The sequence below is a fragment of the Novosphingobium humi genome (assembly GCF_028607105.1).
Classification (GTDB): domain Bacteria; phylum Pseudomonadota; class Alphaproteobacteria; order Sphingomonadales; family Sphingomonadaceae; genus Novosphingobium; species Novosphingobium humi.
Window position 1 is genome coordinate 3,361,595 of sequence record NZ_CP117417.1, and the last position, 26,460, is coordinate 3,388,054.

The 26,460-nt window shown below is 64.4% G+C and carries 19 protein-coding genes and 1 tRNA gene; 11 read left to right on the top strand and 9 right to left on the bottom strand.

The features are described 5' to 3' along the window. The first annotated feature begins 7 nt into the window (after nt 1-7). Nucleotides 8-184, top strand: a complete 177-nt coding sequence (locus PQ457_RS15735; protein WP_273617724.1) for a hypothetical protein — start codon at nt 8-10, stop codon at nt 182-184. 40 nt (nt 185-224) lie between these two features. On the opposite strand, the gene purD is transcribed toward PQ457_RS15735, so the two are convergent. Further along, nucleotides 225-1,505 carry a phosphoribosylamine--glycine ligase gene (gene purD, locus PQ457_RS15740; protein ID WP_273617725.1) on the bottom strand — a complete coding sequence of 427 codons (1,281 nt, stop codon included), beginning with the start codon at nt 1,503-1,505 and terminating at the stop codon, nt 225-227. On the opposite strand from purD, the gene xseA reads away from it, so the two are divergent. The 3 genes from xseA to PQ457_RS15755 are packed head-to-tail and all read left to right on the top strand — an operon-like array spanning nt 1,504 to nt 4,087. Beyond that, the gene (gene xseA, locus PQ457_RS15745) at nt 1,504-2,994 is read left to right on the top strand and encodes an exodeoxyribonuclease VII large subunit (protein WP_273617726.1); all 1,491 of its coding nucleotides are present in this window, start codon (nt 1,504-1,506) and stop codon (nt 2,992-2,994) included. The two genes, purD and xseA, sit on opposite strands and share 2 nt — an antisense overlap. An 18-nt stretch (nt 2,995-3,012) precedes the next feature. After that, nucleotides 3,013-3,213 carry a DUF2093 domain-containing protein gene (locus tag PQ457_RS15750; RefSeq protein WP_168603283.1) on the top strand — a complete coding sequence of 67 codons (201 nt, stop codon included), beginning with the start codon at nt 3,013-3,015 and terminating at the stop codon, nt 3,211-3,213. 22 nt (nt 3,214-3,235) lie between these two features. Next, nucleotides 3,236-4,087, top strand: a complete 852-nt coding sequence (locus PQ457_RS15755; protein WP_273617727.1) for a M23 family metallopeptidase — start codon at nt 3,236-3,238, stop codon at nt 4,085-4,087. Here PQ457_RS15755 and PQ457_RS15760 read toward each other — a convergent pair. Continuing rightward, nucleotides 4,077-5,006, bottom strand: a complete 930-nt coding sequence (locus tag PQ457_RS15760) for a complex I NDUFA9 subunit family protein (protein WP_273617728.1) — start codon at nt 5,004-5,006, stop codon at nt 4,077-4,079. The two genes, PQ457_RS15755 and PQ457_RS15760, sit on opposite strands and share 11 nt — an antisense overlap. Before the next feature lie 225 nt (nt 5,007-5,231). On the opposite strand from PQ457_RS15760, the gene PQ457_RS15765 reads away from it, so the two are divergent. Then, nucleotides 5,232-5,318: transfer RNA gene (locus PQ457_RS15765), tRNA-Leu, on the top strand. Between the two features lie 99 nt (nt 5,319-5,417). Here the strand turns inward: PQ457_RS15765 and rfbA are convergent. Genes rfbA through rfbC form a run of 4 tightly spaced genes read right to left on the bottom strand, consistent with a single transcriptional unit; the run spans nt 5,418 to nt 8,935 of the window. Beyond that, on the bottom strand, nt 5,418-6,341 hold the full coding sequence (gene rfbA, locus PQ457_RS15770) for a glucose-1-phosphate thymidylyltransferase RfbA (protein ID WP_273617729.1): 924 nt from the start codon (nt 6,339-6,341) through the stop codon (nt 5,418-5,420). Further along, nucleotides 6,338-7,315 (bottom strand): dTDP-4-dehydrorhamnose reductase, encoded by a 978-nt coding sequence (gene rfbD, locus PQ457_RS15775; RefSeq protein ID WP_273617730.1) that lies wholly within the window; start codon nt 7,313-7,315, stop codon nt 6,338-6,340. Before rfbD ends, rfbA begins: the two co-directional genes overlap by 4 nt. Then, nucleotides 7,312-8,367: a dTDP-glucose 4,6-dehydratase gene (gene rfbB, locus PQ457_RS15780; protein WP_273617731.1), complete on the bottom strand. Its 1,056-nt coding sequence runs from the start codon at nt 8,365-8,367 to the stop codon at nt 7,312-7,314. Before rfbB ends, rfbD begins: the two co-directional genes overlap by 4 nt. 4 nt (nt 8,368-8,371) lie before the next feature. Further along, nucleotides 8,372-8,935: a dTDP-4-dehydrorhamnose 3,5-epimerase gene (gene rfbC / locus PQ457_RS15785; RefSeq protein WP_273617732.1), complete on the bottom strand. Its 564-nt coding sequence runs from the start codon at nt 8,933-8,935 to the stop codon at nt 8,372-8,374. 727 nt (nt 8,936-9,662) lie between these two features. On the opposite strand from rfbC, the gene PQ457_RS15790 reads away from it, so the two are divergent. Genes PQ457_RS15790 through PQ457_RS15805 form a run of 4 tightly spaced genes read left to right on the top strand, consistent with a single transcriptional unit; the run spans nt 9,663 to nt 14,543 of the window. After that, on the top strand, nt 9,663-10,796 hold the full coding sequence (locus PQ457_RS15790; RefSeq protein ID WP_273617733.1) for a polysaccharide biosynthesis/export family protein: 1,134 nt from the start codon (nt 9,663-9,665) through the stop codon (nt 10,794-10,796). A 10-nt stretch (nt 10,797-10,806) separates the two neighbouring features. Beyond that, a complete protein-coding gene (locus PQ457_RS15795) occupies nt 10,807-12,099 on the top strand; it encodes a glycosyltransferase family 4 protein (protein ID WP_273617734.1) in 1,293 nt (430 codons plus the stop codon). Further along, nucleotides 12,096-13,478, top strand: coding sequence for a surface lipoprotein assembly modifier (locus tag PQ457_RS15800; protein ID WP_273617735.1), 1,383 nt, complete (start codon nt 12,096-12,098; stop codon nt 13,476-13,478). The genes PQ457_RS15795 and PQ457_RS15800 overlap by 4 nt, the downstream gene beginning before the upstream one ends. Nucleotides 13,479-13,496: 18 nt before the next feature. Beyond that, entirely contained in the window at nt 13,497-14,543 is a 1,047-nt protein-coding gene (locus PQ457_RS15805) for a transferrin-binding protein-like solute binding protein (protein ID WP_273617736.1), read from the top strand. A 6-nt stretch (nt 14,544-14,549) separates the two neighbouring features. Here PQ457_RS15805 and PQ457_RS15810 read toward each other — a convergent pair whose 3' ends face one another. From PQ457_RS15810 to PQ457_RS15820, 3 genes are read right to left on the bottom strand one after another with little or no spacing between them, the layout of a single operon-like run. Then, nucleotides 14,550-15,314, bottom strand: a complete 765-nt coding sequence (locus tag PQ457_RS15810) for an SDR family NAD(P)-dependent oxidoreductase (protein ID WP_273617737.1) — start codon at nt 15,312-15,314, stop codon at nt 14,550-14,552. Further along, on the bottom strand, nt 15,311-16,675 hold the full coding sequence (locus PQ457_RS15815; RefSeq protein ID WP_273617738.1) for an aminotransferase class I/II-fold pyridoxal phosphate-dependent enzyme: 1,365 nt from the start codon (nt 16,673-16,675) through the stop codon (nt 15,311-15,313). Before PQ457_RS15815 ends, PQ457_RS15810 begins: the two co-directional genes overlap by 4 nt. A 31-nt stretch (nt 16,676-16,706) precedes the next feature. Next, nucleotides 16,707-24,035, bottom strand: a complete 7,329-nt coding sequence (locus PQ457_RS15820; RefSeq protein WP_273617739.1) for a type I polyketide synthase — start codon at nt 24,033-24,035, stop codon at nt 16,707-16,709. Nucleotides 24,036-24,309: 274 nt separating this feature from the next. Between PQ457_RS15820 and PQ457_RS15825 the strand changes: the two genes are divergently transcribed. Both PQ457_RS15825 and PQ457_RS15830 read left to right on the top strand, forming a co-directional pair. Then, nucleotides 24,310-25,644 carry a glycosyltransferase gene (locus PQ457_RS15825; protein ID WP_273617740.1) on the top strand — a complete coding sequence of 445 codons (1,335 nt, stop codon included), beginning with the start codon at nt 24,310-24,312 and terminating at the stop codon, nt 25,642-25,644. Further along, entirely contained in the window at nt 25,641-26,339 is a 699-nt protein-coding gene (locus tag PQ457_RS15830) for a CDP-alcohol phosphatidyltransferase family protein (protein WP_273617741.1), read from the top strand. The genes PQ457_RS15825 and PQ457_RS15830 overlap by 4 nt, the downstream gene beginning before the upstream one ends. The last annotated feature ends 121 nt before the right edge of the window (nt 26,340-26,460 follow it).

Consider the following 26,460-nt stretch of genomic DNA (forward strand, 5'->3'; position numbering starts at 1 on the left):
ACAGACCATGACCATGAGCATTTCCAGCCCCGCCGCCCCGGCCGTTGCCGCGGGCAATGCCGCACAGGCGGCCGTGGCCGCCGCATCGGCCGCCATCGCCACCGGACAGGCCAATGGCGGCAGCGGCGCCCCCACGCCCCCGCCCAGCGGTCCTTCGGGCGCAACCTTCTCGGTCTATGCCTGAATGCGCGCCGGGAGCGCCCAAACGCTCCCGGTAAAGCGCCTTATTCGGCCTCGCGCGCCACTTCGCGCCAACCGATGTCGCGGCGGCAGAACAGTTCGGGCGCCTTGATCGCATCGACGGCGGCATAGGCGGCGGCCTGGGCAGCGGTCACATTGGCCCCGCGCGCCGTCACGTTCAAAACGCGCCCGCCTGCGGCCACCAGCGCGCCATTGGCCATGGCCGTGCCCGCATGAAAGACCTTGGCGCCATCGGCCTGCGCGGCCTCGATCCCTTCAATCGCGCCGCCCTTTTTCGGCGTGCCGGGATAGCCATCAGCAGCCATCACCACGGTCAGCGCGGTATCATCGGAAAATTGCGGCGCAGGAATGCTGCCCAGCCGGTCCGTGGCGCAGGCATAGAGCAATTCGCCCAGATCGCTGGTCAGGCGCGAGAGCATGACCTGGCATTCCGGATCGCCGAAGCGGGCGTTATATTCGATCAGCTTGGGCCCCTCGCGCGTCAGCATCAGCCCCGCGAACAGCACGCCCGAATAAGCCATGCCCTCGTCCGCCAGCGTCTTGACCGTGGGGGCGATGATGCGGGTCATCACCTCGGCCTGAAGCTCTGCAGTCAGCACCGGGGCGGGCGAATAGGCGCCCATGCCGCCTGTGTTCGGGCCGGTGTCGCCATCGCCCACGCGCTTGTGATCCTGCGCGGATGCGAAAGGCACGATGGTCGCGCCATCGGTCAGGGCGAAGAAGGAAGCCTCCTCGCCCTCCATGAATTCCTCGATCACGGCCTCGGCGTCACCAAAGCGACCCGCAAAAATGTCGCGCACCGCCTCCTGCGCCTCGTCCATGGTCATCGCCACGGTCACGCCCTTGCCCGCGGCCAGACCGTCGGCCTTGACCACCACCGGCGCGCCGAACTGGTCCAGCACGGAAAGCGCCTGTTCGAGCGATGTCACGCGCTGGTATCCGGCGGTGGGGATATTGGCCCGCGCGCACAGATCCTTGGTAAAGCCCTTGGAGCCTTCAAGCTGGGCCGCGTCCTTGTTCGGCCCGAACACCGGAACACCCGCCCCGCGCAGCGCATCGCCCAGCCCGTCGACCAGCGGCGCCTCAGGCCCGACCACGACGAAACCGATCCGCTGTTCCTCGCAAAAGGCCAGAACAGCGTCATGATCGCCCGCATCAAGCGAGACCAGTTCGGCATGTTCGCCGATGCCCGGATTGCCCGGCGCGGCAAAAAGCTTTCCACCGTTTGCCAGAAGCGAGGATTGCGATAGACGCCACGCCAGAGCATGTTCGCGCCCGCCCGAACCCAGCAAAAGGATATTCATGCCTGCCTCTTTCGATTCCGATGATGATCTCTCCGGCGGGCTCGTAGCGAAAGCCGCGCGCGGCGACAACGCGGAACCCCTCTCGATCAGCGAGATTTCCGCGATTTTGAAGCGAACGGTGGAGGATCGTTTCGCTTTTGTGCGCGTGCGGGGTGAATTGTCGGGGGTAAAGCGCGCGGCATCGGGCCATCTCTACCTGTCGCTCAAGGACGAAGGGGCGCGGCTGGACGGCGTGATGTGGAAGGGCAATGTCGCCCGGCTGGGTTTCCGGCCCGAGGATGGCGTCGAGGTGATCGCCACCGGCAAGCTGACCACCTATCCGGGCCGCTCCAATTATCAGATCGTGATCGACCGGATGGAGATCGCGGGCGAAGGCGCGCTTCTGGCCCTTCTGGAAAAGACCAAGGCGCGGCTGGAGGCCGAGGGGCTGTTTGCGCCCTCCCGCAAACGCCGCCTGCCGTTTTTGCCCCGCGTGATCGGGGTGGTCACCAGTCCGACCGGCGCGGTGATTCGCGATATTCTGCATCGTCTGGCCGACCGTTTCCCCTCGCGGGTGATCCTCTGGCCGGTGCTGGTGCAGGGCAATGGCGCTGCGGAGCAGGTGGCGGCGGCGGTGCGCGGCTTTTCCGCGCTGGCCCCCGATGGGCCGATCCCGCGCCCCGATGTGCTGATCGTCGGGCGCGGGGGCGGGTCGATCGAGGATCTGTGGTCGTTTAACGAGGAAATCGTCGTCCGCGCGATTGCGGAATGCTCGATTCCGGTGATTTCGGCCGTGGGGCATGAAACGGATACCACGCTGGCCGATTTCGCCGCCGATATGCGCGCGCCCACGCCCACGGCGGCGGCCGAAATGGCGGTGCCGGTGCGCGAGGAATTGCGCGCATTCGTGGGCGATCTGGGGCTGCGTTCGCGCCGCGCGGTGGTGCGCCCGGTGGTGCTGGGCCGCGAGCGACTGGAGGCGCGGGCGCAGCGTCTGCCTACGCCCGAAGAATTAATCGCGGCCAAGGCGCAGGCGCTGGATGAGGCGAGCGAACGCCTGCGCCGCGCGCTGGGCAATGTGGCGCAAAAGGCCGGGATGCGGTTGCAGCGCGCCGCCGGGCCGCTGACGCCGGGCCTGCTGCAATCGCGCCTGCGCCATGCCGAGGCGCGCCTGTCGGCCCAGCGTCTGAACCCTGCCCTGCTGGCCCAGCGGCTGCGCCATGATCGGCAAAGGCTGGACGGCGTGGCGCGGATCATGGCCAGTTTGAACCCCGACAATGTGCTCTCGCGCGGCTATGTCCGCGTGACCGCGCCCGATGGCCGCACCCTGACCAGCCGCAGCGCGGCGGCGGGCGAGACCCATCTGACGCTGCATTTCCGCGACGGGTTGCTGGAGGTGGCGCCGGGCGACGCGCCACCGCCACCGTCAGCCGAGCCTGCGCCCAAACGCCCTGCCCCCGCGCCCCGCGCCAAAACGCCCCCGCCCGCGCAGGATGATTTGTTCGGCTGATCATGCTATAGAGGGTCCATGTTGATGAATTCCCCGGATCGCGCGGCGGTGCTGCGCTATGAACCCAATGGTTTCACCATGCTGTCGCGCGGCAACCATGTCGTCTGCGCCGTCTCCGGCGAAGCAATTGCGCTCGAGTCGCTGCGCTATTGGAGCGTCGAGCATCAGGAGGCCTATGCCACGCCGGAATTGGCCACGAAGCGCCTGCTGGGGCAGTGATGCGGCGCCGCGCGGTGTGCGCATGATCGCGCGGCGCGCGGTATTGGGCGGGCTGGCCTCGCTGGCCCCGGCGGCGGCTTACGGCTTTTCGCTCGACGTCGGCCCGATCACCTTTCCGCGCGGCGAAACCACACAGGGCGGCTGGGCGCAGGGTCAGGCGCCCAAGGGATGGCAGGTGGCGCTCGACGGCGCCCCCCTACCCACCGATCTTTTCGGGCGCTTTCTGATCGCCTTTGACCGCGATGCCGGGCCGGTGGCCAAACTGACCGCCTTCGCGCCGGGTGGGACGCAGCCCCATGGGGTTCAGGCCGTGCTGGGGCTGGACATCGCCCCGCGCGCATGGCGGATCGAACAGATCAACGCGCCCTTCCGCCCGCCCGCCATCCCCGAAGGCGAATATGCCCGCATCCGCGCCGAGGAAGTGGCGCGGATCGACGCCGCGCGCCGCACCGATTCGCCGTCGGAAGGGTGGCGGCAACAATTCATCTGGCCGGTAAAGGGCCGGATTTCGGGCCTCTTCGGGTCCCAGCGCGTCTATCGCGGCACGCCGGGCGCCTATCATACCGGCAGCGATGTCGCCATGCCCGCAGGCACGCCCTATCTGGCCCCCGCCGATGGCGTGGTGGTGCTGGCGGCGGACAAGCCCTTCACGCTGGAGGGCAATCTGTTGATGATCGACCACGGCATGGGGCTGGTCAGCGCCTTCCTCCATTCCAGCGAACTGCTGGTGCGCGAGGGCGAGCGGGTCAGCCAGACCCAGCCTATCGGCAAGGTCGGCATGACCGGGCGCGCAACGGGACCGCATCTGCATTGGGGGATGCGCTGGCGCGAGGCGCGGCTGGACCCGATGCTGTTTGCCGGACCTATGGCCTGAACCAGCGGTCGAGATAGAGACCCATCGGGCGGGGGAGCAGGCCCAGCGCGGCAAAGCCCTGCGCCCCTTCGGCCACCACGCTGCCCGCCTTGAGCAGGGCGATCTGATCGGCCGAAATCGGCGTGCCGGGAAGGGCGGCGAATATCCGCGCCGCCAGATCGGGCATCGGCAGCAGATGAATGCCGCCGCCCACCGCCCGCGCAATGCGCCGGTTCAGCTCCAGCATGGTCACCACCTCCGGCCCACCCAATTCGTAGGTCTGGCCGCCATGCCGCTTTGGATCGGCCAGAGCCGTCACAATCGCGCGCGCCACATCATCCACCAGGACCGGTTGCAGCAGCCCTTCGGGCACGAACACCGGCAGCAGCGCAGGCATGGGCAAAGCCTTGAGCATCCCCATCATCCGCGCGAACATGTTGAGGAAATTGTCGTCCTGCCCAAAGATCACGCTGGGGCGCAGGATCGTGGCCCCCGCAAAGCCTTTGCGCGCAGCCTCCTCGCCCGCCGCCTTGCTGCTGGCATAGGGTACGCGTGAGGCGGCATCGGCGCCAATGGCCGAAACATGGACAAAGGCGCGCGCTCCGGCCTCCTGCGCGGCGCGGGCGAGACTTTCCACCCCCCGCCCTTGCACCGCATCGAGCGGCCCGGAAAACAGGCCCACCAGATTGACCACGCCATCGGCCCCGGACAGCGCCCGCGCCACGGCGGCCCCGTCGCGCAGGTCCGCACGGGCAAATTCCACCTGCCCCGGATCGCCCAGTCCTCGAATCGCCCACGCCTTTTCCGGGCGGCGCGAAACGATTCGCAGACGCGCGCCCGCGCGCAGCAGGGCATGGGCCAGATGCCCCCCGACAAATCCGCTGCCCCCCGTGACCACCACCAGGGCGTCGCGCAAGGTTTCTCCCAAGGCATCACTCATGGCCGCTCTCCCCAGCATTCAGGCCCTTTAAGATGGTATGGCGGCGCGCGCGAGGCAATCGGGCCGGAAGGGCAAATCAGCGCCGCGCAAAAAAACTTTTCAGTTTCGCGAAAAAAATGTCCTTTTTGCGTTGACAGGATTCGAAGGTCCGCTTAGAGGCGCGGTCCTACCCGGCGCGGGCAGCAACCGAAAGGACGCTAAGCCTCAGCGCCAAAAAGCAAATGTGCCCAGGTGGCGGAATTGGTAGACGCACTAGCTTCAGGTGCTAGCGCTCGCAAGGGCGTGGAGGTTCGAGTCCTCTCCTGGGCACCATTTGCACTCCCGGCCAGCGGCCGGGAGGATCGACAAAACCCCGAAAGTTAATCTTTACTTCTGCTTTTGCGGCTGTGCCGTGTGGGTTGCCAGCGACGCTCACCCAACCAAACGCAGAGCCCTGTCGGTTGCCGCCTCCCGGGTCGCTTCATGGATCTTGCCCCCCAGCAACCCGCGCAGATAAGCCGCATAATTGCCTTTTCCCAGCCTTTGCGTTGCGCGTTCCAGCCCGTTGTCGTCGATAAAGCCCATGTGCCAGGCAATTTCCTCGGGACAGGCGATTTTCATGCCCTGGCGCCTTTCGAGGGTCGAGACGAATTCAGCAGCCTCCAGCAGGCTGTCGGGCGTGCCGGTGTCGAGCCAGGCATAGCCGCGCCCCATTTCCATCACGCTCAACCGGCCCTGTTCCAGATAGATCCGGTTTACATCGGTGATTTCCAGTTCGCCGCGCGGCGAAGGCGTAAGGTTGGCCGCGATGTCGACCACTTCGGCGTCATAGAAATACAGCCCCGTCACCGCCCAGTTCGATTTGGGGGTCACCGGCTTTTCCTCAATGGAAACCGCCCGGCGCCGGGCATCAAATTCGACCACGCCATAGCGCTGCGGATCGCCCACATGATAGGCAAAGACCGCCGCGCCATCGAGCGTGGCGCGCGCCATGGCCATCTGTTCGGGCAGGCCATGGCCAAAAAAGATATTGTCGCCCAACACCAGACAGGACGGCCCGCCAGCCAGAAAATTCGCGCCGATCGTAAAGGCCTGAGCCAACCCCTTGGGCTCGGGCTGCACCGCATAGGTCAGCGAGACACCCCATTGCCCCCCATCGCCCAGCAAGGACTGAAACGCTGGCGCATCATGGGGCGTGGTGATGATCAGGATCTCGCGGATTCCTGCCAGCATCAGCGTGGTCAGCGGATAATAGATCATCGGCTTGTCATAAACCGGCATCAATTGCTTCGAGAGCGAGAGCGTCATCGGATAAAGGCGCGTCCCGCTGCCCCCGGCCAAAATGATCCCCTTCATGCGACAGTTTCCTTCTGCTTGACGGCCCCTGCCTTCTGCTCGTTGGACCCGGCCTTCTGCTCGACGGCCCCGGCCTTCTGCTTGACCGATCCGGCCTCCTCCTTGACGAGTCTGGCGACCACGGGCTTCACCGCCTCGCGCCAAGGCCCCGGACGCAAGCCATAGGCTCCGGCCAAACGGTCGCAGCAGAGCCGCGAATTGGCGGGGCGCGCGGCGGGGGTGGGATAATCGGCGGTGGTAATCCGGCGCACTTGCGCGGACGGGCCGCCCAGCGCGGCGCTGGCGGCAAACACCACCTCGGCCAGATCGGCCCAGCTCCCCTCGCCGGTGCCGGTCATGTGGAAAATGCCGCGCGGCGCGGTTTCCGGCGCGCTGTAAAGCTGAAAGGCGATCGCCAACACCGTATCGGCAATGTCGAGCGCGCTGGTGGGATTGCCGATCTGGTCGGCCACCACGCCCAGTTCATCGCGCGTTTGCGCCAGACGCAGCATGGTCTTGACGAAATTGGCGCCGAACGGGCTGTAAACCCAAGCCGTGCGCAGGATTACCGCGTCGGGCGCGGCGGCAATCACCGCCCTCTCCCCCGCCAGTTTTGACCGGCCATAGGCCCCCAGCGGCGCGACAGGATCGCTTTCCACATAGGGCTCCGGCTTGGTGCCGTCGAAAACATAATCGGTGGAAATGTGGATCACCGGCACGCCCAGCGCGCGCGCCGCCGCCGAGACCGCGCCAGCCCCCGCGCCATTGATGGCAAAGGCAACCTCCTCCTCGCTCTCGGCCCGGTCCACGGCGGTGTAGGCGGCGGCCGAGACCACCACATCGGGCCGGGCCGCCACAATAGCCGGGCCAACCGAGCCCGGATCGCCCAGATCCAGTTCCGGCCGCCCCAGCGCGATGATCTCGATACCCATCCCCGCCCTGTCAATCAGCGAGGTCACAACCTGCCCGGACTTGCCCGTCACCGCGATCCTCATGCGGTTTTCTCCAGCAGGCCCAGTCTCTCGCCGCCATAGCCATCGCGCAAAGGCCGCCACCACCAGCCATTGTCGAGATACCATTGGACGGTTTTTTCGATGCCGCTGTCGAAATCCTCGCGCGCGCGCCAGCCCAACTCGTTCTCCAGCCGCGAGGCGTCGATGGCATAGCGCGCATCATGGCCGGGCCGGTCGGTGACGAAGCGGATCAGTTCCTCACGCGGGCGCGGCGTCGGCACCAGCCGGTCGAGCACCTGACAGATCCGGCGCACCACATCGATGTTGCGCCGTTCATTGCGCCCGCCGACATTATAGGTTTCCCCCGGCACGCCCCGCTCGGCGATAAGGTCCAGCGCGCGGGCGTGATCCTCGACATAAAGCCAGTCGCGGATATTCTCGCCCGCCCCGTAAACCGGCAATTCCCGCCCCTCCAGCGCGTTGAGGATGGTGAGCGGAATGAGCTTTTCGGGGAAATGGTAAGGCCCGTAATTGTTTGAACAATTCGACACCACGATCGGCATCCCATAGGTACGGTGCCACGCCTTGGCCAGATGGTCGCTGGCCGCCTTGGAGGCGGAATAGGGGCTGGAGGGATCATAGGGCGTATTCTCGCGGAACAGCGCCTGCGGGTCCTCGCTCAGGCTGCCATAGACCTCATCGGTCGAGACATGGAGGAAGCGGAAGGCAGCCTTGTCCTCCAGCCCGTTCCAATAATCGCGCGCGGCCTCCAGCAGGGTGAATGTGCCCACCACATTGGTCATGATGAAATCCGCCGCGCCGGTGATCGAGCGATCCACATGGCTTTCGGCCGCCAGATGCATGATGCGATCGGGGCGGAAATCATGGATTGCAGCCTGCATCGCGGCGGCGTCGCGGATGTCGGCATGCAGAAAGCGATGGTTTGCATGGCCTTCGACCGCGCGCAGCGAGGCCAGATTGCCCGCATAGGTTAACGCATCAATGGTCAGCACCTCGTGGCCCTGTTCCAGCACCAGATGGCGTACCAGCGCCGAACCGATGAACCCGGCGCCGCCGGTGACGATAACCCGCATGCGATCAGTCCTTTACGCTAAAATAATGCGGCAGATCGGCCAGCAGCGGCTGCACCCGATCCTTGCCTGACAGCGTTTCGGCATCGGCCATATCGGGCCAGACGATTCCCACCGCCGGATCGTTCCACGCCATGCCCTTGTCATGCGCCGGGCTGTAATAGTTGGTCACGCGATAGGTGACGATCGTGTCGGGCCGCAAAGTGCAAAACCCATGGGCAAAGCCGACGGGCACCCAAAGCTGGTTGCATTTTTCCGCCGTCAGCTCGACCGCGATCCATTGGCCAAATGTCGGGGAATCATGGCGAATATCGACTGCCACATCCAGAATCGCGCCCGCTGCGCAGCGCACCAGCTTGCCCTGTCCCATGGGATGCGTTTGAAAATGCAGCCCGCGAATGGTCCCCACCCGCGCCGATAGCGACTGGTTCTCCTGAACAAACCGGATCGGCCCAGCCAGCGGCGCAAACCGATCCTCGCGGAACAATTCCGTAAAATAGCCCCGTTCATCCCCCAGCTTGCGCGGGATGATTTCGACCGGACCGGCAATATCGAAAGTTTTGCATTCCATGGTTCATGTTGCTCTTGGATCTGGTCAAACCAAGAGGCTCTATTTCAAGCCCAACATCGCGAAACAAACCAAATAGCATCGGTAGTAGATAAGGTTGGCAGCAGCACCGCCCCGGCAAGGATATTGACAAGCGCGCGATGAGCGCAGCCCGCCCCGGCAGGCCCGCGCGGCCCCGATGTCTTGCTGACAATCTATGGGCATATGCCTAGCTGTAAGACCCGATGGGGCCAGAGAGCCTTGCATAGTATCCTTCGACGGGAAGGGAGGGCCGAACGCATCCCAATCAAATCACTGATAATAATGAAAACTCTTTCACCTACCGACCAGATGCGACGTCCGCCCGACCGATGTCCGCCGCTCGGGACGACTTCCCTCGCAGCTTTGCTCGGTACTGATGGGCTGCGCGGGCGCCGACGTTCAAAATCCCTTGGTCGGCTTTTTGATTTTCGGACGGTTCTCATGCCTATGCCGAAGTATCAGAATCGGCCAAAATGGCGGCTTCATCATTGCGATATTGTTCAGCTTTCCCAAGTCTGCGCATAAACGCCTCGTCTCACCTCTCATTTCTCGATGGTGCACCTCAATCAGGTGAAAGCCGAGTCGATAGGACTTGCGGTATGGGGGCGAGATTGGCATGCACGCGGGCATGCTTTTCAAGGACCTGAGCGCGCCCGTCATGCCTTTTGCCCATCGCATGCCAAAAGGCCTTTTCCCTTCCCAGGCAGTCATGCTTCTTGCCGCTACTTGTCTGGTCAGCGGCTGCGCCTCCTTGCCGACCAATGCGCCAACGGTGCGTTCGATCAACCAGAGCGCAACGGGCAAAGAAAACACCATCGGCTTCAAAATCGTTGATATCGATGCGCAAATTGTCGCCAATCCGCCCGCCCGCAATGAAATCGGACTGCTTCAACTGGGCGCCATGTCGTCCAATCCTGCGCCTGCTCGCACCGACCAGATCAGGAAAGGCGATGTTCTGAACATTGCCGTTTATGAAGTGGGCGTCAGCCTGTTTGGCGGCACGGCGACACTGGGGGGCGCGGGGGGCGATATCCGCACGCCCACGGCCGGGACGCAGAATATTGCGGCACAGGTGCGCGATGATGGCAGCATCACGCTCCCTTACGTCGGCACGCTTCGGGCCGATGATACCTATCCCGATGTTTTGGCCGAACGCATCCGCCAACGCCTCAAGCCGCTCTCACAAAGCCCGCAGGTGCAGGTCGCCATCACCCAGAGCGTACAGAACGTTGCCTATGTCTCGGGCGCGGTCAGTCGACCGGGCCGCGTGCCTTTGACCGCCGCGCGGGAACATCTGCTCGATGTGATCGCCATTGCCGGGGGCGCGCAAAGCACGACCGCGGGCGCCGACGGGCTGGATCTTGATGTCCATCTGGTGCGCGGCGACAAGGCGGTATCGGTGCGCCTTGGCGATCTGCGCCCCGAAGATCTGGCCAATCTGGTCATCCTGCCGGGCGACCGCATCGAATTGCGCCGTGCCGCACGCACGTTCACCGCCTTTGGCGCGACCGAGCGCGTGTCGCAGATCCCCTTCAGCGCGGAAAAGGTCTCGCTGGCCGAGGCCATCGCCCGCGCCACCGGCCCGGCCGACTCCCGTGCCAATGCCCGCGGCGTCTATCTGTTCCGCATCGAACGCGACAGCGCGGGCAAGTTGCTGCAGCCCACCGTCTATCACATCGACATGATGAAGCCGCAAAGCTATTTTCTGGCCCAAATGTTTGAAATACAAGACAAGGATGTCATCCTCTTTGCCAATTCGCGCGCGAATCTGGCGCAAAAGATGGCCGCCCTGCTGGGCAATCTGTTCAGTCCGGCAACAGCTCTGGTTTACGCAACCAAGTAAGGCGCAGACCATGCGGATCGGCATCGACGGCTATAATCTGGCCATCCCCAACGGAACGGGCGTGGCCACCTATGGGGCGTCGCTGGCCCGCGTGCTGGCAGGTGAAGGGCATGGCATCGAGGCGGTGTTCGGCATTGATCCGGGCCGCAATCGCGCCTTGCACGAGACGTTGTTCTTCGAACAATTCGGCCATGGGCATCAGGGCAATGTCGGCAAGAAGGTGCGTAATTCTGTCATCTGGTGGCATCTGGCCCGCCGCCTGACCGAGATCCCGCTGACCGACAATGTGGACAAGCGCGGCTTTGGCCCGCGTTGGCCGGCGTTTGACCGGCTCTGGACCTCGCCGTTGCTGTTCGAGGTGGCATGGGCGCGCTTTGCCTATCTGCGCCAATGGACGACCGTCACCATGCCCAACCCGCCCGAGGTGATGCATTGGACCTATCCGGTGCCGGTGCGGATGGCGGGCGCGCGCAATGTCTATACGCTGCATGATCTGGTGCCGTTGAAACTGCCGCACACCACGCTGGACGACAAACGCTATTATCACCGCCTGATCGAGGGCTGCCTGCGCAACGGCGACCATATCGCCACCGTGTCCGAGGCGAGCCGCAACGATATTCTGGCCATGTTCGGCGCCGATCCGGACAAGGTGACCAACACCTATCAATCCAGCCCGCTGCCCGGAAATGTGGCGCAGAGCAGCGCCGCAGAAGACCGCGCGATGATCGAAAGCGTGTTCGGCCTGCCCCCCAAGGGCTTCTATCTGTTTTTCGGCGCAACCGATCCCAAGAAGAACATCGGCCGGGTGGTCGACGCCTATCTGGCCTCGCAGAGCGAGCGGCCGCTGGTGGTCATCTCCTCGCGCGATTGGGGCATGAGCGAGGCCAGCGGCGGGCTGGGCGCGGGCGGCACGGTCTATGGCCGCAAGGTGGACCGGCCCATCGTGCAATTGCAATATCTGCCGCGCGACATGCTGTTCCGCCTGATCCGTTCGGCGCGCGCGGTGCTGTTTCCCTCGCTTTATGAAGGCTTTGGCCTGCCCGCGCTGGAAGCGCTGCAATTGGGCACGCCGGTCATTTCCTCCAATACCTCCTCGCTGCCTGAGGTGGTGGGCGATGGTGGCCTGCTGGTCGATCCCTATGAAACGGCACAAATCGCTGATGCCATCCGCGCGCTCGATGCCGACGATGCCTTGTGCGCCCGACTGGGCCAGGCTGGCCTTGCCCATAGCGCAATGTTCAGCAACGAGGCCTTTGCCGGTCGGATGCGGAATCTGTATGCACGGATGGGTGATACGGGGTGAAGCGCCCCGCCAAGCCGGTGGCCAAGCCGACCATGCAAGGCGTGGGAGTTTTTTATTGGGTCATTCGATCGCTTGCCATAGCGACAGTTTCGGCGACGACCGGCGTTTATGCTCAGTCGCTTTCCAGCCCAACCGCTCAGATCACGCTTACGCCAATCGAATTGTTTGATCTGGCCCAGCAGGCCGCTCGAAACGGAGATCTTGTGCTGGCCGAAAAGGCCCTGCGCGCTTTAAGCGGCAATTCCGATGTGGAAATCAGGTCTGAGGCGCGCTTCCGTTTGGCCATGCTTTACATTGAGCGACTGCACCGCCCACGTGACGCGGCCACGCTGTTGCGTCAAATCCTTGCAGAGAAACCTAAAAGCGCGCGGGTGCGGATTGAATTGGCAAAAATTCAGGCCATTCTGGGCCATACAACGGCCGCCTCAGCCCAATTGCGCGCCGCCCAAGCGGCTGGTCTTCCCCCGGCAGTCGAACGCGAAGTCCGCTTCTTTATGCAGGCCCTCGACGCTCGGCGCCACTTCGGAGCCAACGCAGAAGTAACGGTGATGCCGGACAGCAATGTCAATCGAGCCACGGCCGCATCTGTGATCGGCACCCAGATCGGCGACCTGTCCTTATCATCAGACGCAAGACGGCATTCCGGGATTGGCGGAAATCTGCGCGGGCAAACCTACGCCCGGTTTGATGTGTCTTCCTCGGTCCGCCTGTTGGCCACGCTTTCCGGTTCGGCAACGCTGTATCGCAACAGCGCCTATGACGATATCACCATGGCTCCGGCGATCGGGCCGGAATTGTCGTTAGCCAAGGACCGCGTGACATTGCAACTGGGGCCGGTTTGGCGCTGGTACGGGCTGCGCCCCTATTCCTCGACGATTAATGCCAATGTGATCTGGCTTCACACGCTGGGCCATCGCGCTCAATTACGCACTGACGCCAGCGTGGGGGCAATCACCAACCATTTTAGTCCCGACCAAAGCGGGCGGATCTATTCATTGGGTGTTGGACTGGACCGCGCGATCAGCCCGCGCCTTGGCGCCGGATTGCAGGCAGGCACCTTTCGTCAGACGGCGGATGCGCCCGCTTATGCCTATATCGGAGGCAGCGGATCGGCATATATAGCCCGCGAAATTGGCCCCATGACCTTGTTGGCCAATCTGAGCTATTCGCATCTGGAGGCCGATCAAGGGATGGCGCTGTTCTCACGCCGCCGCGTCGATAATATGGCGGGGGCCATGATCTCGATGACGGTACGTCAAATTCACGTCGCCAATGTATCGCCGGTTTTTCGCATCCGTTATGAAAATAATCGTTCTACTTTAGCAATATACGAGTATAGTCGCCTGGCTGGCGAAATAGGCCTTTCCGCCAGATTCTGATATTCTTGCGGGGGTACTATGCAATTTCGCGCCGTTCTGGGACGCATTGCCGGCATTGGCATGCTTTTCACTCTTGCCGGATGCGGTGGGGATGGAGGCGTCAACAGCACATCGGGCGGGAGCACGACGCCTTTGGCGCCGGCGCCATCCGCGGTAACGCCATCAGGCCTGTCGGCCAGTACCTCCTTCTCAAATACAATGCAGAGCGGCAATTTTGTCACTTTGCGCGCGGCCGCCACGGTTGATCGCCCCGCCTCCAACAGCGGCACCGCCAGCCCAACGGTGCAGATTGCCGCCGCCGACGCAAACAATTTTATATCTTACAACGCGGCCACCAACGTCTACACCCTCAATTACACCGGGTCATCGGGCTCGCAAAGCAAAGTTGACTTCACCCCGACCGGCGCCCGCCCCACCATCACCGCCAATGGCAGCCCGGATCCCACAGAAGTCAATTTTTCCTATAACGATTGTTATACCAGCGGGTGCTATTCATCGAATTATATAATTTCCCATAAGGCCAATAATTTCACCTATACCTACACCGCATTTGGATCGAACAGCAGCTCGTCCTTGTCGATGGTGGACAGTTCATCGTCCGCCTCGACCAGCTTCTTTGTCTTCGGTTTCCCGACCCCCACCGCCGCCGTGCCGCGCTCCGGCAGCGCCACATATACGCTCGACCTTGTGGGAACCTATCCCGGCACCGGCACCGGCTCTGTCAATTTTGCGGCAGGAACCTACAACTTTTCGGGCAATATTGCGCAATCAACCGCCTATGCGCAAACAACCGGCTCGTTCCAATCAACCGGGACGCTGGCCACCACGAACGGCTTTTCAGGCACGATCAACCTGACCGTCAACCAGACGATCATCAACCCGTCGTCAACCGCCAATACGGTGAACAACTATACGTTCAAGGGCTCCATCGGCGGCCTTTTCTTTGGCCCCTCGGCCCAGGAACTGGGTGGAACGTTTGTTGCACCCAACACGTCGACTCAGAGTAATGTTTCAGGCACCCCGGTGGCGTCCCCCGCTTATGGGGCGATTTTGGGGCATCGCTAGTGCCCTCTAGCGCTTGGCCACGGTAAAGCGCAGATCGCCGTTGAACAGGCGCAGCAATCCTTCGGGGATCAGCAGCGAAAACAGCGCCATGGGCCAGAGCGGCGCGGGAAAGCCGAAAAGCCGCTTGTTGGCCAGCGCGCTTTTCACGATCCGGCGCGCGGCATCCTGCGCGCTGATTTCATGGGGGCGGTTGCCCAGATGCTCGCCGCCCATCGGCGTGGCGACATAGCCGGGACAGCAGACCGAAACACCGACGCCCGACCCGCGCAGCGCCTCGCGCAGCGACAGGCCATACATCACCAACCCGGCCTTGCTGGCCGAATAAGCCGGGGCATCGGGCAGGGGCGACAGGCCCGCCAGCGAGGAGACGATCGCGATCTGCCCCTTCCCCCGCGCCTGCATACCGGGCAGGACGGCATGGAGCGCGCCGATAACCGATTGCAGATTAATGGCCACCACATCGCGGGCCACCTCGGCGCTTTCCACCATTTGCCCGTTACGGCGCCCATCGAGAATGCCGTGATTGGAAATGAGCAGATCCACCGCGCCAAATTCCGCGACGAAACCGGCAAAGGCGGCACTATCCTGCATATCGATCGCGGCGATATGCACATCGCCGCCGCATTCCTGCGCCACCTGTGCCAGACGCCCCGCATCGCGCCCCACCAGCCCCAACCGCCAACCGGAGCGCGCCAGTTCGAGCGCCACCGCGCGGCCGATTCCGCTCGACGCGCCGGTGACGATGGCCGCCCTGCTCACGTCCGGGCTCATTCGTCCTCTTCCAGCGCCTGCAACCGCTGAAGGATCGTGTTCTTGGCAATGCTGGCCAGCGTGATGCCCGAATGCGAAAGCGAGGCCTTTTCGGCGACCAAAGTGTCGATCACGCCGTTGATCTGCGCCTCGGTATGGCCGGCCGAGATGAAGAAGCGGATACGCGCCGCCTTTTCCGGCACGCCCGGCGGCAGCACCGGCACCGTGGCATAGCCGCGCTCCATCAGGCGCTGCGAGAGCATGACGGTCTGCAGACTGTCGCCCAGCACGATGGGCGTGACGGCCAGCCCCCAACTGTCGCCGACATTGAGCCCGGCGCCCCGCGCCTTGTTCAGGAAATGCCCGCCCGCGGCCCGCAGCGCCGCCACGCGTTCCGGCTCGCTCAGCATCAGGTCGAGCGCCGTCAGCGCCGCCACTGTGGCCGTGGCCGGAATGCCCACCGAATAGACCATGCCCGGCGCGCGATACTTCAGGAAATCGATCAAGGCGCGCGGCGCGGCAATATAGCCCCCGCAAGACACCAACGTCTTGGAGAGCGTGCCCATCCAGATATCGACCTCGGCCGGATTGACGCCCGCATATTCGAACAAGCCGCGCCCGGTCTTGCCCAGCACGCCCAGCGAATGGGCCTCGTCCACCATAAGCCATGCCGAATGTCGGTTCTTGACCTCGACCAGCCGGGCCAGATCCGGCCCGTCGCCATCCATCGAGAACAGGCCCTCGGTGACGATCAGGCAATGGCGGAACTGTCCGCGCAATTGGGTCAGCAGACGGTCGAGAGCCTCGATATCATTATGCGGGAAATTGACGCGGTGCGCCCCCGACAATTGCGCCCCCACCACGATGGAATTGTGCGAGAGCGCATCATGGATCACCAGATCGCCCTCGCCCATCATCGTGCCGATGGTGGTCACATTGGTGGCGTGGCCCGACACGAACAACAGCGCGTCCTCGGCCCCGTAAAGGCTGGCGATCTCGCCCTCCAGCGCGCGATGGCATGCCCGCTCGCCCGAGGTCAGGCGGCTTGCCGAAACGCTGGTGCCCCATTGCGCGGCGGCATCGGCCACGGCGGCCACGATGCGCGGATGCGCGTTCAGCCCCAGATAGTCATAGGAGGTGAAATTGGCGCAAGGGCGCCCCTCGACCACCGTATCGACCCCCGCGCGCGCCTCGTGCAGGCGATAGAAGGGCACCGGAATGCCGATCTTGCCCGCCAGACTTTGCTGCAGCCGGATCGCCTCGAAACCGGGCAGATCCTCGAAACTGGGCGCCTTGCGCCCCCGCCCGGCCAACATTCCGCCCAGCAGGCCCGAGGGCGCGGCGGTCGCCTTTTTCACCCCCGCGATCAACGCGGAGCGCATATCCCGGCTTAACCGGCGAGGCGGCGTTTCATCAACCATGGCGCTGGGCTCCAAGCAATTCGGTTTCGGCCATGCCGGCATCGCCGGTGTGAATGGCCAACAGGGCGCTTTCGGCATCGCTCAGCACCGCTGTTGGCGCTGCTTCTTCCGATCCGCGCGCGATCACCAGCACGCGCTGGGCCAATTCGCGCAGATTGCCGACCGCGCTGATCGCCATCATCGGCAATTCGATCTTGTACCGGCTCTCGATCCCGATGCGCAGTTCAAGCGCCATCAGCGAGTCCATGCCCAGCGAATCGATCGAGGCATCCAGATCGACATCGGCCGCCGCCAGACGCATGATCGCGGCGGCTTCCTCGGCCAGCATCGTGGCCACCACCTTGAGCGCGTCGGCTTCGCTGAGCCCGGCGATCATCTCGGCAAGGCTCTGTCCCGTGGCCGCCACGGACGAACCGCGCACCGTGAACTGTCCGGCAAAGGCGGGCGAGGCGGGCACCGGCAGGGAGAAGAGCGCCCCGGCCTCGGCAAAGTCGGAAATGGTCACCACCGGATCGGTCAGGCGCGAGGCCAGCGCCAGCACCCTGTCCAGCCGCGCCAGCGCATCGGCCGACTGCATGCCGGTCACGCCCGCAATGCGGCTCAGGCTTTCCAGCGTATCGCCGCGCGCGGCCAGCAGGCCCACATCGGCAATCGCCCCCCATTGCACCGCCAGCGCCGGACGCCCCGCGCCCATCCGCCGCCGCGCCAGCCCTTCCAGCCAGCCATTGGCCGCCGCATAGGCGCCCTGCCCCGGATTGCCGATCAGCGCCGAGGCCGACGAGAACATCACGAAATGGGCCAACGGCTGGTCCAGCGTGGCATGGTGGAGGTTTTCCGCCCCCAGCACCTTGGGCGCCAGCACCTTGTCGAGCGTTGCCTGATCCAGCCCTTCGAGCATGCCGTCCGAGAGCGTCACCGCCGTATGCCACACCCCGCCAATCGGCCCATGGCGCGCCGTCACGCGCTTGACCAGCGCCTCGACCGCCACCGCGTCGGTCACATCGAGCGCGGCCACGTCAAACACCATGCCCTGCGCGCGCAACCGTTCGACCACGGGCAAAACCTCGGGATCAATCGCCCCGGCGCGACTGGCCACGACGATCTTTTCCGCGCCCTTGCCCGCCAGCCACAAGGCCGTGGCCAGACCAAAGCCGCGTGTGCCGCCCACGATCAGTTGCACCCCCTTGCCCGGCGCAAAAGGCGCGGCCTGCAACGAGGGCACGCCGTCGCGCTGGGGCGCGCTGACCACGATCTTGCCGACATGGCCCGCCGACTGCATCAGGCGGAAGGCTTCAGAAATCTGTCCGGCGCGATAGGTCGTGACCGGCAGCGGGATATAGATGCCCTCGGCAAAACCCTGCTCGATGGCCTTGAGGCCGACCAGCGTGAGTTCGGGATCGAGCGCGAGGATCTGATCGACGTCCACCCCGAAATAGCTGAGATTGCGGCGGAAGGGGCGCAGCGCCAGCAGGCTGTTGGCCACATAATCCCGCTTGCCCAGTTCAATAAAGCGACCGCGCGCGCGCAAGGTCTTGATCGACCCGCGCATCGCCTCGCCCGACAGGCTGTTGAGCACGACATCGGCCCCGCCATGCGCCTCGCGCACCTCATCCACAAAATCGAGGCTGCGGCTGTCGCAAATATGGTCCGCGCCATAAAGCCGCGCCAGCGCCGCCTTGTCCGGGCTGGAGACCGTAGCGATCACCTTGGCCCCGATGGCCCGCGCGATCTGGATCGCGGCCAGGCCCACGCCCCCCGCGCCGCCATGGATCAGCACCGTTTCCCCGGCGCGCAGCCGCGCCAGTTCGACCAGCGCATACCAAGCGGTGTAAAATGCCACCGGCAGACCCGCCGCCGCCTCGGCCGAAACACCCTCGGGCACGGGCACAAAGGCTTCCTGCGGGCCGATGGCATGGCTGGCAAAGCTGTTCTGGCCAAAGCCCATGACCAGATCGCCCAGCGCAAAGCCATGCACCCCCTCGCCCAGCGCGACCACGCGCCCGGCGCATTCCAGCCCATAGACCGCGCCCGCCAGACCTTCATCCAGCACGTCGTCAAACAACAGGCCCATGGCCAGCATCACGTCACGGAAATTCAGCCCCGTGGCGATCAGTTCGACCTCGATATGGCCCGGCGGCGGCGTATGACGCGCCACCTCGATCCACTGAAAATTCTCCAATTGGCCCGGACGCGGGAAATGCAGACGCATCGCCTCCATCGCCGGTTCGGGGGCCAGCGGCAGGCCAGAGAGCATCCGCGCAGAATTAACCCCCTGCGGCGTCACGGTAAATTCCCGTTCGCGGCCCGGATCCATCAGAATCTCGCCCAGCCCCAGCGCCAGCGCCTTATCATCGACGCCCGCGCCGATTTCGACAAAGCGGATATCGGCCTCGACCATTTCGTTCATCGCCACGCGGGCAAAGGCGCGCAGCGCGGCCACACGTTCGGCCCCCAGATCGCCCTGCCCCATGGCCACCACCCACAGACGCGAACGGATGTTGCCGTCGCGCGCGGCAAACAGCGCCCGACGCAAAGTATCAACCGACGCGGCCATATCCCCGATGACGCTCTTTTCGACCACGAACAGGCGGTCGGGCACAGCAGCATCCTGCGGCGCGAGAACCCAGCCGCCCTCGGTCAGCGCGCGCTGCACCTGCGCGGTATGGACGCCGTGCTGTCCGGCCGCCATCACCGGCGTGCAGGACAATTGCCCGGCAGCCGGCATGGCGCGTTTGCGCTCGCTGATATGGACCACCAGCCCCTCGTCAAGCCGGCCCATCGTCGTCACCCCGCCCAGTTCGGGCAGATCGCGCAGCATCGGGGCCAGCGTGACGCCTTCCTCCTGCCCGCCTTCGACCGGGGCCGATCCGCGATGGAATCCGACCAGCGCATCCATCGCCGGCTGCGCAGTCAGCAGAACGCCGCCCGCGCGCAACAGCCCGGCCAGCGCCGAGGCTTCCTGCGGCTGCATCCGCCGCTCGGCCGGGGCGCACAGCAGCACCACATCCGCATTGGCCGATTGCGGCTGAGACAGATCGATGATTTCCCATTGGCCCGCCACCGGCATGGTGCGCGCCAGCCTCTCGGCCGCCAGATTGTCCGCCGCCGCGATCGACAGGCGCAAACGGCCCGCCATCGCCCCGTTCATCAATCCCGACGCCACCGGATCGGTCAGGGCGGCCATCACCGCCTCTCCATCCTTTTCGGCCACGACCACATGCAGATGACGCGGATAATCCGCCCCGATCCGCGCCGCCATCACCGAAACACAGCCCGCCAGCGCCTCGACCGCCGGTTGCAGGCGCAGGGAAGCGTTTTCATAGCGGGCCAGCAGGCGCGAGCGCGGCGCAGCCACATCCTCGCCACGCAGGATCGCGGGCAGATTGGCCCCGGCCAGCGCTGAAAGTGCAAGATCGGCGCTGGCCTCAGGGAATTCAGCGGCGCAACTGGCCAGAATGACCGAGGCTTCGGGATGGTCAATGTCGATCAGGCGGATATATTCGCCCACCTGTTTCACCGCTCCGGCATTGATAAGATCAAGCAACAGTTCGCTGATCCATGCCCGCTGCTCGGGCGGACGCCCGCCGCTCTTGTCCAGCGCGGGCGGATCGAGCAGCGAAGGCAGGTCAATCATGCCATCGGGCCCGGCCATATCGCGCAGCGCCTCAATCGCGCTGGCCCGCATATGGGCATGCAGCAAGAGCCAGCCATCGGAAGCCACCGGCAATTGGGTCGTCTCGAACCAGCCCTGAGCCAGTTGGGCGAGCGGGCGGCTGACCGTGGTGAGGCCCGCAGGCGGGGTGGCCAGATGGAACACGCCCGCCAGCGCAGGCTTTTCTACTCGCGCCACCGCGCGCAGCAAAGCCTTGTCCAGCCGCGCGACCGTCCGCCCGGCATCATCGCGCATCCACAGCGTGACGGTCTTGAGCTGCTCGCCGCTCTTGTCCACCACGATGGTCACATCGGTGACATCGGCCCCCTCGCGCCACACCGTCAGCCGCTCAAAGCGGATGGGCAGCCAGGTCTTGGTGCTTTCGTCCCCCTCGGTGACATAATCGAACAGGCCGTGGAAGGCGGCATCGACGCTGGCGGGATGCAGCACCTGCGGCTTGCCATAGGCGCCCGTCCCTGTCTCCGGCACGGCCTGCGTGGTTTCAAGGATTTCCTCGCCCTGACGGCGCAGAGTCTTGAGCAGGCTGAAGCTGGGGCCATACTCGATGTCGCTCTGGCGCGCCTTGCGATAGATTTCCTCGGCATCGTCATGGGCCACGGTCAGATCGGTGATTTTGGGCGCCTCGCCGCGCAATTTGGGCGCGCGGGCAATCCGGCCGCGGGCATGCATATGCCATTCGTCGGGCGAAAAGCGCGGGCGGCTCCAGATCTCGACGCTGGCCGGGTCCGAGATCAGGCGCGTGGAAATCTCGCGCTGCTCCTCGCTGCCCAGCACCAGCGGCTGGAGGATGTCGAAATCCTCAACGCAAACGCCGCCCTCGCCCCACAGATCGCGCGCCACGGCCAGCATCATTTCGGCCAGCGCCGTGGCGGGCACCACCACCTCGCCGCCGACAACGTGATCGGCCAGATAGGGCACCAGTTGCGGATCAAGCACATTGCGCCATTCGGGCGCCCCCTGCACCAGACGCGCGCCGATCAGCGGATGGCGCGGGGCAATGCCATGCACATCCAGCGCCGCCGAGGTCGGCGTATAGGCATAGGTCTTGCGCTGCCACGGATAGGTGGGCAGGTCGATGCTGCGGTCCACCTGACCGCCCACCGTCTGCGGCTCAAGCCCGTTGGCGATGGCGCGGGCGATGATGTCGCCGATGGGATCGCCGCCCGTGCCCTTGGCATCGCTCAGGCTGTGGAGCGCGCGGCCTGTGAAACCGGCCGCCTCCATCGTGCCCGCCATGGCCGAGCACAGGATCATGCGCGGCCCGATCTCGATAAACAGATTGGCTCCGCGCTCGGCCGCTTTGCGAACCGCGTTCGAAAACACCACCTCATGGCGGATGTTCTGCCACCAATAGGCACTGTCGAAACCGGCCCCGGCATGAAGCTCGCCCGTCACGGTCGAGATCATCGGCACATCGCCCGCCGCCGGGCTGATCTCGCCCAGTTCGGCAAGGAAGCTGTCCTCGATCCCGTCCAGCAGCGCCGAGTGATAGGGATAAGCAATGTCGAGCTGGCGCCCGGCCACGCGATTCTTGCGCGCAAAACGCATGAAGGCGGTGATCGCCGCATCCGGCCCCGAAATGGTGATCGAATTGGGGCCGTTGCTGGCCGCAATATCAATCCCGGCGATCCCGCTGCGCTCGATCAGTTCGGCCATGGCCGCGCGCCCGGAGGCCAGCGTGGCCATCGTCCCGGCGCCATGCACGGCTTCCTGAGAATGCGCGCGGGCCATCAGGATGCGCGCGGCCTGATCCAGCGTCAGGATGCCCGCAGCATGGGCCGCGGCGATTTCACCCACGCTGTGGCCCAGCACCATGGCCGGGGTCAGGCCGCGTTCGGCCAGCGCCGCCGTAATGCCCGCCTGAATGGCAAAGATCAGCGGCTGGGCCCACAGCGCCAGCTCCAGCTTCTCGGCCAGATCATCGCCCAGCATGGCCGGGGCCAGGCCTTCATGGCCCAGCGCCATAAAGGCCGCATCGGCCGCATCAAACCCCCGGCGGAAAGCGGGGTTGGCGCCATAAGCCTCGCGCCCCATGCCGACGAATTGCGAACCATTGCCGTTATAGACAAAACAGACCTTGACCGCACCGGCCAGCGCCGTGCCGGTCATCACCTGCGCGCTCTTGCTCCCGGTGGAAAGCGCCCGCAATTGGGCCGCCATCACCGCGCCATCGCCCAGCGGCAGCACGGCCCGCTGGCGCATCAGCGCGCGCCCATCGGCCACCGCCGCAGCCAGCGCGGCCGGATCGACGCCTTGCTCGAGACGATCGGCATAGGCGTCCGCCAGCGCGGCCAGCGATTCCTTGCAATGGCTGGAAAGCACCAGCGCATCGGGCGCCTGCGCGGGCGCCGATGCCGGAACCGCCGGCGCGCTGCTCATGATCACATGGGCATTGGTGCCGCCAAAACCGAAGGAGGACACGCCGCAATGCAAAATGCCATCGTCCAGCGCGACTGCCTGGCGGGCCGGTTGCAGATTGAGCGCGTCAAAATCGATATAGGGATTGAACCCGTCGAGATGCAGCGTCGCCGGATAGGACCGCTGCTCGAGCGCGATCAGCGCCTTCATCATACCCGCCACGCCCGAGGCCGGTTCAAGATGGCCGATGTTCGATTTGACCGAACCCATCGGCAAGGGCTTGCTGCGCGGGCGGCCCAAAACATTGCCGATGGCGGTCGCCTCGATCGGATCGCCGACCACCGTGCCGGTGCCATGCGCCTCGACAAAGGCCAGATCCTCGGGCGAAACGCCCGCTTCGGCATAGGCGCGTTCGAGCAGGCTGGTCTGGCCCGACAGACCGGGCAGCGCGATGCCCGAGGTGCGCCCGTCCGAATTGATCGAGGCCCCCTTGATGATCGCGCGGATCGCGCCCGGATCGGCGACATCGGCGCGTTGCAGCACAAAGACCACCCCGCCTTCGGAGCGGACATAGCCATCGCCCCGCGCGGAAAACGGGCGGCAGGCGCCGGTGGGCGAGAGCATTTGCGCCCGGCTGAAACCCACAAACGAGGCGGGCGAGAGCAGCATGTTGACCCCGCCGACGATAGCGGTGTCAACACGGCCGCTGCGCAGATCGGCCAGCGCCCGCTCCACCGCCACCAGCGAGGACGAACACGCCGTATCGACGATGAAGCTGGGGCCTTTGAGGTCGAAGAGATAGGAGATGCGGTTGGCCACGATCGACAATGTGTTGCCGGTCATGAAATGGCTCTCGATCGCGCCGGGATCGCCACCAAACAGGTTCGCGTGATCCAGCGCGGAAACGCCGATATAGACGCCCACTTCCTTGCCCGCGATGCTGGCAGGCGCGATGCGCGCATTTTCCAGCGCTTCCCACACCAGTTCGGCCAGCAGGCGCTGCTGGGGATCGACCTGCACCGCCTCACGCGGGGACATGCCAAACACGCCAATATCGAAATCATAAGGATCAGGCAGGAAACCGCCTGCAAAAGTATAGGCCGAACCCGCCGCATTCTTGCCCGGATGGAACGCCAGTTCTTCGTGCCAACGCCCCTTTGGCACGCGACTGACGGTAAACAGACCCTCATTCAGAACGTTGCGGAATGCAGCCTCATCCCGAGCCCCCGGCAACCGACAGGCCGCCCCCACAATGGCCGCATTCACGGCCGCATCATGCCTGACTGTCACGCAGTTCGTTCTCTCTTGGTTAACTCAATTAAAGAAGCGGCTTGCGCAATATTGTTTACCCAATACAGGCACGCGCCTTCCTTTGTGACCATCCATATCGGTATGCTGCTTTGCGTCAAGCCGTGGACTGACGAACTGAAAATGACAAATCCGTGAATGTTCGTAACTTTTCTCATTTGTCGGCCCCCGGCTTGAGCTTCGGACAATCACTGCTACACAGGCACCCGATGCCTGGTTTTGCTGGGCCCAGCCGCTGCAGGAGCCACGCTTTATCATGCCTCGGGCAATCGCCTACGATCTGACGCGCTTGTTCCTCGGGCCGTTGAGCCAATCGCCGCGCGGGATCGACAGGGTGGATATTGCGTTCGCCAACTATTTATTTTTCAACAGAAAGATCGAAAGCGTCGGCATCCTGCCCACCCCTTGGGGGATACGCGCCTTCAACGCAGACATGGTGCGGCGGGGTCTGGATCACCTGCACCACATCTGGGCCGAGAGGATCGATGAGGGCGAGGACCCCCACTGGCAGGGTCTGGTCGCGGCCATCTTGGAACAGGGCGTTCCCAACCGTCCTGCCCCCCGCCGCAAACCGGCCGGGCTGCTAACCAAAGCGCAGCGGATGTGGATGCATTTGCGGCGAACCGGCATCGCTTTGGGGCGATCCGTTGCAACTCTGCCCCATGGCGCAATCTATCTGAATATAGGCCAGATCGGGCTTGCCGTTCCTGTTTTTCATCGCTGGCTGGCGAATCGGCGTGATATTACGGCGGCCTTCATGCTGCATGACACGATCCCGCTGGAATATCCCCAGTTCGTGTCGCCCTCCTCGGTCACCCATCATGCGCGCATGGTCCAGACCGCGCTGGAACGCGCCGATCTGGTTATCACGACAACCCAGCATGCGCGCGAAACCATTGTGTCCACGATGGCGCAAATGGGGCGCGCCGATGTGCCCATTCACGTTCGCGGCCTGCCCTTGCCCGCGGCATTGGGGATGCCGCGCTCGGCCGATCCGGCGCTGGCCGGACGGCACTATTTCCTCACCTGCTCGACCATCGAGCCGCGCAAAAACCATGGCCTGCTGATTGATGTGTGGCGGCGCATTGTCGCGCGGATGGGCGCGCGCGCGCCGCATCTGGTGATCGTGGGTTCGCCCGGCCGCCATGCCGAAACCATCCTTGGCGAGATTGCCGGCGATCCGGCCCTTGCGCGCCATATTCACCATGTCTCGGGCCTCTCCAGCCCGGCGCTGGGGCGCCTGACGCTGGGCGCGGCGGCGATGCTCTGCCCCAGCTATGCCGAGGGTTTCGGCCTCTCGGTGCTGGAGGCCAACGCGCTGGGCGTACCCACCATCGCTTCCGATATTGCCAGCCACCGCGAAATCGCCAATGCCCAAACGCGCCTGCTGCCCCCCGATGACCGCCACGCCTGGGAAGAGGCCATTATGGACCTTCCACCCGGATTCCTGCGTTCGACACCGGCCATCCCCGAAACCATGACCGAGGCGGCCTATTGCCGTGATATCACGGCATTCCTCCACAATTTTGCGCAGACCAAGCATAAGGACGCCATGCAAGACTTTTCGCTTCGCCATGAGAAGAGGCCATGACCCGCGAAACCAAGGATGCCGCCGGGGTCACCGACCAGCGCTTCAACGAGAGCTTTCTGGCCGGTCAGGAGCGGCGGCTGCTCTACGCCATCGCCCCCCGGCTGCCCCAATGGGTAACGCCCAATCAATTGACGGGTTTCGGCGTGTTCGGCGCCTTCGTCGTCATGATGGGCTATATTTTCAGCCGGTGGGACATGGCATGGCTATGGCTGTCGAACTTTGGGTTGCTGCTGCATTGGTTCGGCGATTCGCTGGACGGCACGGTGGCCCGCCTGCGCAAGATCGAGAGGCCGCGATACGGCTTCTATCTGGATCAGGTGATCGACACGATCGGCAGCCTGATGATCTCTTTGGGCATCGGCTTTTGCCCGGCGGCGCGGATGGACCTGTCGCTTTTGGTGCTGGCCGTATTCTTCATGCTTTCGATTCAGGTCTATGTGCGCAACATCGTTGACCGCGAATTCCATGTGGCAGTCGGCGGTCTGGGCCCGACCGAGATGCGTCTGGGCATTCTGGGCATGAACATCGGGATCCTGCTGTTTGGGCGCTGGATGATCCCCGGCCTGCCGTTCCCGGTCAGTTGGCTGGACGCAACCATGGTGCTGACTTGTGCGGGATTGCTGATCCTGCTGGTGGCGCAGATGCGCGAGCATTTGGGCAGGCTTGCATGCGAGGAAGCTGCCGGTTTTAAATGATGGTGCATTGCACCACGATTTATCCAACGATACGTTGGCGCCCCGCCAAAATGATGCTGCGTCAGCAGGATATAAAGAGGCGCCGCATCATAAACGGAGCCATAGTATGAGAACTATGCTT